Origin of the sequence: Flavobacterium fryxellicola (genome assembly GCF_900143245.1) — a bacterium.
Taxonomy (GTDB): Bacteria; Bacteroidota; Bacteroidia; order Flavobacteriales; family Flavobacteriaceae; genus Flavobacterium; species Flavobacterium fryxellicola.
This window is the reverse complement of sequence record NZ_FRDK01000017.1, coordinates 26,460-33,720: the sequence shown is the minus strand read 5'-3', so window position 1 is coordinate 33,720 and position 7,261 is coordinate 26,460. Positions and strand designations below refer to the sequence as shown.

General features: G+C 29.2%; 8 protein-coding genes. All 8 read right to left on the bottom strand.

Translation table 11 applies throughout. The features are described 5' to 3' along the window. Positions 1-47: 47 nt before the first annotated feature. Complete coding sequence (locus BUA03_RS15790) at positions 48-512, bottom strand: AAA family ATPase (RefSeq protein WP_072675756.1); 465 nt, start codon at positions 510-512, stop codon at positions 48-50. Beyond that, positions 509-994 (bottom strand): three component ABC system middle component, encoded by a 486-nt coding sequence (locus BUA03_RS15785; RefSeq protein ID WP_066082198.1) that lies wholly within the window; start codon positions 992-994, stop codon positions 509-511. The genes BUA03_RS15790 and BUA03_RS15785 overlap by 4 nt, the downstream gene beginning before the upstream one ends. Next, a complete protein-coding gene (locus BUA03_RS15780) occupies positions 981-2,216 on the bottom strand; it encodes an ABC-three component system protein (RefSeq protein WP_066082196.1) in 1,236 nt (411 codons plus the stop codon). Before BUA03_RS15780 ends, BUA03_RS15785 begins: the two co-directional genes overlap by 14 nt. 209 nt (positions 2,217-2,425) lie before the next feature. Next, a complete protein-coding gene (locus tag BUA03_RS15775; RefSeq protein ID WP_066082194.1) occupies positions 2,426-3,001 on the bottom strand; it encodes a hypothetical protein in 576 nt (191 codons plus the stop codon). 54 nt (positions 3,002-3,055) lie between these two features. After that, the gene (locus tag BUA03_RS17115; protein WP_262489233.1) at positions 3,056-3,178 is read right to left on the bottom strand and encodes a hypothetical protein; all 123 of its coding nucleotides are present in this window, start codon (positions 3,176-3,178) and stop codon (positions 3,056-3,058) included. Positions 3,179-3,317: 139 nt separating this feature from the next. Then, positions 3,318-4,061, bottom strand: a complete 744-nt coding sequence (locus BUA03_RS15770; protein ID WP_139255689.1) for an HNH endonuclease — start codon at positions 4,059-4,061, stop codon at positions 3,318-3,320. A gap of 125 nt (positions 4,062-4,186) precedes the next feature. Then, positions 4,187-5,428 (bottom strand): hypothetical protein, encoded by a 1,242-nt coding sequence (locus tag BUA03_RS15765; RefSeq protein ID WP_066082190.1) that lies wholly within the window; start codon positions 5,426-5,428, stop codon positions 4,187-4,189. 790 nt (positions 5,429-6,218) lie between these two features. Further along, on the bottom strand, positions 6,219-6,566 hold the full coding sequence (locus BUA03_RS15760) for a helix-turn-helix domain-containing protein (RefSeq protein WP_066082188.1): 348 nt from the start codon (positions 6,564-6,566) through the stop codon (positions 6,219-6,221). Positions 6,567-7,261 lie beyond the last annotated feature (695 nt).

Here is a 7,261-nt window from a genome sequence, read left to right as displayed (position 1 = left end):
AGTTATTTCCGATTTCAGCCGCGCAACAGAAAATTAAAACTTAAAAACTATCTTAAGTTTTTGAAAAAGTTGCATCGTGAATAGGTCGCAGCATACTCTTCGTAATCTTTAAAATTAATTAATCCAAAACGCTCTGCTAACAATGTTCTCGCTTGGCTTTCATTAATACTACCTTTTAAACCGTCAACACTATCGGGAATATTAACGCTGTTCCCAATTTCAATAAACATTTTACTTGAAGAAGATGATTTCTGAGATACTTCTCTTGCTATTAATAATTCAGTATTATCTTTAACCAATTTAATACCAACAAATGAAACCTTTTTTTTGATAAGATTAGAAAGGTCAATACTTGAAGAACAAAGGCAATAATCGATGGTCTCGATTATGTATGTTTTACCTGTTCTGGATGCACCCGTTATAATGGTAACATTACCGGGATCAAATTCTAAAATTCTATTTTGTCCATGTTGACTGTAATAAACAATATGGCTTATATTCCATCTACTCATATCTGTATTCCTAAGTGGTTATAAATAGTTTTTGTTGAGTTAACTTGTCCAATCCAACTACCTAGCCTTTCAGCATATTTAAATAGATGGTCAAATTCAAACTTTTTATTATTTTTAATGCTATTTTGTATTGGTGTCAAATATCCTAGTTCATTGATCTGATATATTTTCTTATAAAGGCCATATTCAATTGCTGGTTTCAAAAATTCGGTTGATTCATTTACTCTGTCTGAAAACTCAAGTAAAATAACTGGATTATTTTCAATCCATCTAAAAAATCCAGTTTTAACATTAGTACCTTCAAAGCTTTTTGATAGATCATTTGATAAAATTATTGGTAAGAGCAAAATAACTAAAGGAAATGGAACACCTTCTTTAGTCTCATTATAATATCCTTTGCAAAAACTAAATATAATTAATGAGCAAAATGCTGGGTTTGTTTCAGCAAAAACATCTATACTAATCCTATTAATCTTCATCATCTTCTTTTATTAATAAATTATAATCACAATGCCAGCCAACACTTTTATCTTTTGATAACATCTGATAACTACCTCTTATCAAATCAGGGTTGTTATAGTGTTGAGATATATTTTTTACTTGACTATTAGCTTCATTATGAGTCCAGTCTAGCAAATTTCTTCCTTTTTCTTTTTTTTCTTCTTCTGAAATTGTGTTAGATGTTTCCTTGATTTCATCGAATTTATACGACCATTCTTCAATTAAATTTTCATCATATTTATTCAATTTTGATGCGGAAGATAAATTGTTTTTTATCCAAATACCTCTTTGAATTCTAGCCTTTAACTCAGTATTGAATGAACGCTTTTTTTGTGTGGAGGATGCATCAATTATTTCAAGTTGCTCCACATGTGTAGTGTGAGATATATCAGGAGTTGGTAATTCCAAATCATCAATGTCATCAGTAAAACCATCATTATAAAGTTCTGAATTCTTTTTAGATATGAATTCTTGTAACTCACTAAGATAGATACATTCTTTTCTTTCTCTCGTCAATGATCTTACAGCTTCTCTGTCCCACCAAGCAATAATGCTTTCTGCAAGTGAAATATAATTTTTAGGTTGAGTACTTCTCTTAATTCTATTCACAACTTCACTCTGTGCAGTTGATATTTGAAAAATTGATGTGTTTATTCGAGTATTATTTAAGAGTGCCTGTCTATCTGAAGGGCTAAGTGCTAAAAATGCATCACATCCTTTATACCTCGATTCATATGGAATCCTTTTTTCTTTTTGTCCGTTTTTAATTAATTGAATATTCTCTTGTCTAACTTTTTCACGCTCATCAATGACTCTTTTTGCTTCCTCTAATAATAAAGAATTTAATGTTGACCTATCTTCATTATGTGTTTTTAAAACGTTTAGTGGACTAGAAATATCAATTGTAGCAACTGTTGACAAAGTAAAAATTCCTTCATTCGGATCATTAGTTATTATGAAATCACACCAAACTTTCAATGTTTTCCATAAATCTCCATCTTTAATTGATATCTTAGGATTAGAAGTTGTTTTATGTTTTAATTGGTGTAAATTTTTTGTCGTTCCATCTTCATGAAATACATCATCAAATGTTTCAATGCTTACATATGCATTGTCATTTTGGGAATCCAAAAGACTTATCAATGCAAAAATGGCTTGGTAATAATATCCTAAAGCCGGCCCAATTGCGCTATGAGTATTCATTGTTTCTTTTATTATTTTGATTACTTATCTCATTAATTCTCTTTTCAGCCTATTTTATTATGACAAAGTAGGCTATATTATGCTTAACGTTCTGATCCTACAAGTGGTTTTGGATAAGTTAAGATTTATCTTTCGGTTATCACTAAATTTTCAAATATAAAACTATTTTCCATTAAGCCAATTACCCAAATCAATTGTAGCAACTGTAGCTAAATGGTTTTTTCTCTAATCATTTTTATCTTGTTTATCGCAAAATATTTTTCAACATTTTTTGGTATCGATAATATAAGTGCATTAATAAATTTTTTAGTTTCGTCTATATAAAATTCAACTACTTTTTGATTTATTAAATTTACCATTCCAATTGAATTTGCTTCAATTAATTTTTTTTCAGTTAAAAAATCATAAACTTTTTTGTACTTCCCCAATACACTAATTTCATATGATTCATCTTTTCTGTTAGGTTTGTATTCTATTGTTAGAACGTGTCCATGTGTAATTGCATTTCTTAATGAAAATAAATTATTTATGCTTTTCCATAATTCTCTATCTTTCTTTCCTATTTCTTCCACAATATTTTGATTATAAACTAATTTCCAATTAGTTTCCAAGTCTTTAAAATAAGATTCATCGATTTTTTTTTCTAAATTTTCAAATATTCTAATATAGAATTCTTTATCTTCATCAACTTCAAAAGTTCCTTCGTCTTCATCAAACTTTCCAAATTCTCTTTCAAATTCGTTAATTTTATATTCAATTGTTGAAAATAAAATTTGTCCACACATTCCTTCTATATATGTTGTACATTGAATTATAATAGTAAATAAAATTCCACGTAATTATTTTTCGTTACTATTTATTTTTTTTAAGTGTTTTATTGAAGCGAAAATTTCTTCAAAAGGATAATAATCATATCCTGCTAAATAACGATTTTCAAAAAATTTAAGTTCTGTTTTCTTCATTTTTTTAACATTTTAGCTAATGTCCAGGCGCTTGGCGAGGTTGGAGACATTGTAGAATAATATTTTCTGTTTTACGAATTAAGATTAAAAACGATAATTCCACTAAATCAAACACTAGCTCAAAGCGGTTGTATGCTGTTTATTTTATTCTTGTATATATGTTTCTAAGTATTTTTTTTTCTATTTCACTTTCTGTAGTAAGACCTTTTAAAACTATAAAACCTAATTCTTTAACTTGACTTAAATTTTTGTTCTTTGTACTTATAAAATCTTTAAAATCAAACCACCTTTCACCTTTTATTTTTAAAGCTATTTGAAAAGAATAATAATTTTCTTTTCCATATATTCTAATTTCATGATGCGAATAAGTTGTGGCAATATAACTTTTTAATTTTTTGGTAAATCTTTTTTCCCACGTTGAGCTATTTATAAAAGTGCTAATATTTCTAAATAATTTTAATGTTACTGTACTCAAATATTGGTCTTCTATTGTTAAATATTCAATACAGGTACTACCAACAATTTTATAGCCCCAATTTGGATGATACGTTAAATGTTCATATCTGATTTCAGTTCCACATCCTTTGCGTTCACAAATCCCGTCTTTGTTGCCTAAATCTTCAACAGATATAAGAACCCATCCATATTCGGGTTCTATCAAATTATGCTCTCTTGCATGACAGCCCTTACAAAGTGTAATACAATCACTGTATGGATAGTCCCATGGTTCAAGGTTTGGTCTGTATACTTTATGATGTGCTTGAAGAATGACTTCAGACTCTTGTCTATCACATTTTAAGCATCTATTATTATCTCTAAGTTTTATCGCTTTAGAGAATTCATGCCACTTATTGTTGTAATATGATTTTCTAAATTGATTCATCTATTTTTACGATTCTGAGGCTAAATATCATACAACGTGTTGCTATTTTGAGATGGTGGGGAATTTGTAACCTTTCTGCTTTGCATAATTTTATTACGAAACGACAATTCCACTAGCTCAATGCTTTATAAAAATTCAAAAACTGAATTATTTTCAAAATCTTCTATTGTTAAAGCAAAACTATCTTCTTTAAAAGGAAAAATTGAGTGAATTGTTATTTCTTTTTCTTTAGTCACTGAAATCAAATTTCTGTATCTTTTTGATGAAGGATATGTTCTGACATTAATAGCAGGAGTGTTTTCAATTATTTTTGCTTTCGAATTTTGATAAAGTACAACCTTATCAAAATATTCAACCACACAACCTTCTGGTACTATTGAGGTAGATAATGGTTTAAAAAAATTTGCGCTACCATTTTTTAATGTTGGTAAAGCCTTATTTTTTGATACAAAATATAATTGTTTGTCCTTTGGTTTGTTTAAATTTATATTCAAAAAACTTCCATCTTTCATAAAAAAGAATCCAGAAGTTGAGCTATTAAAACAATAATTGATTTCTTTTTTTTCTATTCTTGAATAATTCAATAAAGTTGAAATGTCATACTTTGATGAACCAAAATCCGTTATTCTTCTTCTTTCGCTGTCTTCATCAAACTTTGAATAATTTAATTTATTTTCAATTTTTTCAGTTTCATTTACGTAATACTCAAAATCATTTTGCTTGTCATAATTTATAACATCGTAACCAGACCAAGCAGTTCTAATTGATTTTTCAGCAACAGGCTTCTCGTTAACTTTAAGATTGTTAGAACTGTTTAAAAAAGTTCCGTGAAATAATCCGTTGCTATTTGAAGAGATAATTATTTCTCCTGATTTAGCATTCAGGCAGGTTACTTTGCCGTCAAAACGTTTTTGAGGTTTAGTTGGTTCTAAATTATATCTGTCATCGGAATTTAAATTAATTTCATATAGTCCCTCTTTACTACCAACATATAAACGCATTGCGTACATTTTGAGGTCAAGAACTGGCATTGAAGGAACTTCATCAATTACAGTATAATCGTTCCCATCAAGAATTATTGTAAATTCCATCTCTTCAGAAGCTTCTTCCCATAGATGAATAAAACTTTTTTTCATTTCTCCAATACCAAAAAACACTTCTGCCTGCCTATTATTTAGATAATCATTTCGCTGAAATGAAACCCTTATTAAATTTTCAAAATCAGGATACTCGTTTACGAGCTTAGATATAACACGAGATAAAGGTGAATAAACTATTTGACCATTTGATAGAATAAGAAATAAATGACCACTGTAAATGTAGCTCTCAATTGCATCTACTTTTAATGTGAATCTGAGAGTTTTCATATCGATCCTTTTAAAATTTTAATATGCATTCTTTTATCAATAACTTTATCTTTTAACCATTTGTCTACAGTTTTTGTACTTGGTTCAAACTCTCCACTATGAACAGGGAAACCGTGCCAAGGGTCTTCAATATTTGCTGGATTTGGAAAAAAAGATAGTCTTTCTTCTCCATCTCCGAGAATAATTTCTCCATTTTCTAAAATTCCAAATAACCCGCAATTCTCATTACAACCCCATTCCCCTTCGTCAGAAAGCTTAAAAACCTCATACTGTTCATTCTTTTTAAGAATCCATTTTGTTTTATCAGGATTTTTTTTTGCTGTCTTATTGTGATAAAAGACGGGATGATAAAAATTCTTATTTTCAGTTGGCCCAAAATTACCCTCTTTATTAATTGTGACTTTCGGAAATTTTTACTTCATTTGGTTTTTTTTAGTATTGCTGCTAAATTCAACAAGTAACATTTAAATTAAAGTTTCACCACAACTCATGCTATGTATCTTGGGACGTAAATAAAAGCTTTTTAGATTATTAATGCAATACCCACTTTTAGTGATATATTGAAAAATTTATCAACGATTAAAAGTAATGAATTATATTTTTTACAGTTTTCTAAATTATCGCCAAACATAAATCGCATAAAAAAAGATTCTCTAAGCCATTTAAAATCCAATTAATAGAAGAAAAAAAATAACTGGACAAGCAGCTAAACTTTTGAGGTACTTAATAGTGATATTCTTTATAATGTTTACATTTAGCTAATAAAGTATAATTATTTATTTATTGTAAATTATTTTAAAGGCTCAATCAGTATCACCTCTGACCTCAAAGCCTTAGTACCGCTTTCATTCATAGTTTGTTTTACGGTAACTTTAATTTTATCATATTGAGGAGTAGGGAACTTCATCAGATCTGAAATATTTTTATAACCAAAAGCCTTTGCTAATAATGTAATATGACGTGTAGAATATTTGTGACGTTGAGTAAATGATTCTACATTACTTACAAAACTTCTAGCTACTCCCATCTTTAGACTTAGCTCATCTTTAGTAAAAGCCTTCTCCTTACGTATTGCTTTTATATGATTTATAAAGTCTAAATCATATTGTGTTGTCTCAAAGCAAATTAATTTTTCCATAAATGACAAAATATTTACCCTATATGTTGGGTATTTTATTAATTTTATTATATTTGTTCTAGCGAATTGACAATTAGCCTTTTTGGCATAATTAAAACGATGTTATCTCGACTCAAAACGACCAAGTTTACCTTCGAGAGTATCGTGAAGTCGCTCCATGTCATAAAGTTTCTTACTTTTGCAAAGGCATGCGAGCGGTTCTCACGTAAGCTTTAGGTGGTAACTTTATAATCGAAAGATTTTAAAGATGGGTTTGGTCGCCCTTGAGTCTAAAGTGTGAGGCCGCTCCTTGCTTTTTCTGCAAGCACTCTTCATACCCGAAATACATCGTTCCATAACCATAAACCTATAAATTATGAGAACGAATTTTTTATGTATTACTCGGAGCAAACCACCTTAATTAACTACTAATTAAAGGTTCCTTTTGTCGCCCTCAACTGAAACAAACAATGGGTTAGGCTAGGAAACGCAGAGAAGCACTCTTACAAGAGCAACTTCTACCATCAGTATAATTATATACTGATGTGTGAAACCCTATCCTGATATATAAAATGAGATTTATTACAAACAACATTTGTATAGTTATATCCCACCGCAAACCTAAGCTGCTTTTGGCACTTAGATTTAAGCCTTTCTATTTTAAACTCGCACTTTAAAAGTATTGTCTTTATTTCTATTTTCCAAATGGTATGCTT

Coding starts and splice junctions, on each gene's coding strand:
- BUA03_RS15790 (WP_072675756.1), bottom strand. CDS start 512: ATGAGTAGATGGAATATAAGCCATATTGTTTATTACAGTCAACATGGA.
- BUA03_RS15785 (WP_066082198.1), bottom strand. CDS start 994: ATGATGAAGATTAATAGGATTAGTATAGATGTTTTTGCTGAAACAAAC.
- BUA03_RS15780 (WP_066082196.1), bottom strand. CDS start 2,216: ATGAATACTCATAGCGCAATTGGGCCGGCTTTAGGATATTATTACCAA.
- BUA03_RS15775 (WP_066082194.1), bottom strand. CDS start 3,001: ATGTGTGGACAAATTTTATTTTCAACAATTGAATATAAAATTAACGAA.
- BUA03_RS17115 (WP_262489233.1), bottom strand. CDS start 3,178: ATGAAGAAAACAGAACTTAAATTTTTTGAAAATCGTTATTTAGCAGGA.
- BUA03_RS15770 (WP_139255689.1), bottom strand. CDS start 4,061: ATGAATCAATTTAGAAAATCATATTACAACAATAAGTGGCATGAATTC.
- BUA03_RS15765 (WP_066082190.1), bottom strand. CDS start 5,428: ATGAAAACTCTCAGATTCACATTAAAAGTAGATGCAATTGAGAGCTAC.
- BUA03_RS15760 (WP_066082188.1), bottom strand. CDS start 6,566: ATGGAAAAATTAATTTGCTTTGAGACAACACAATATGATTTAGACTTT.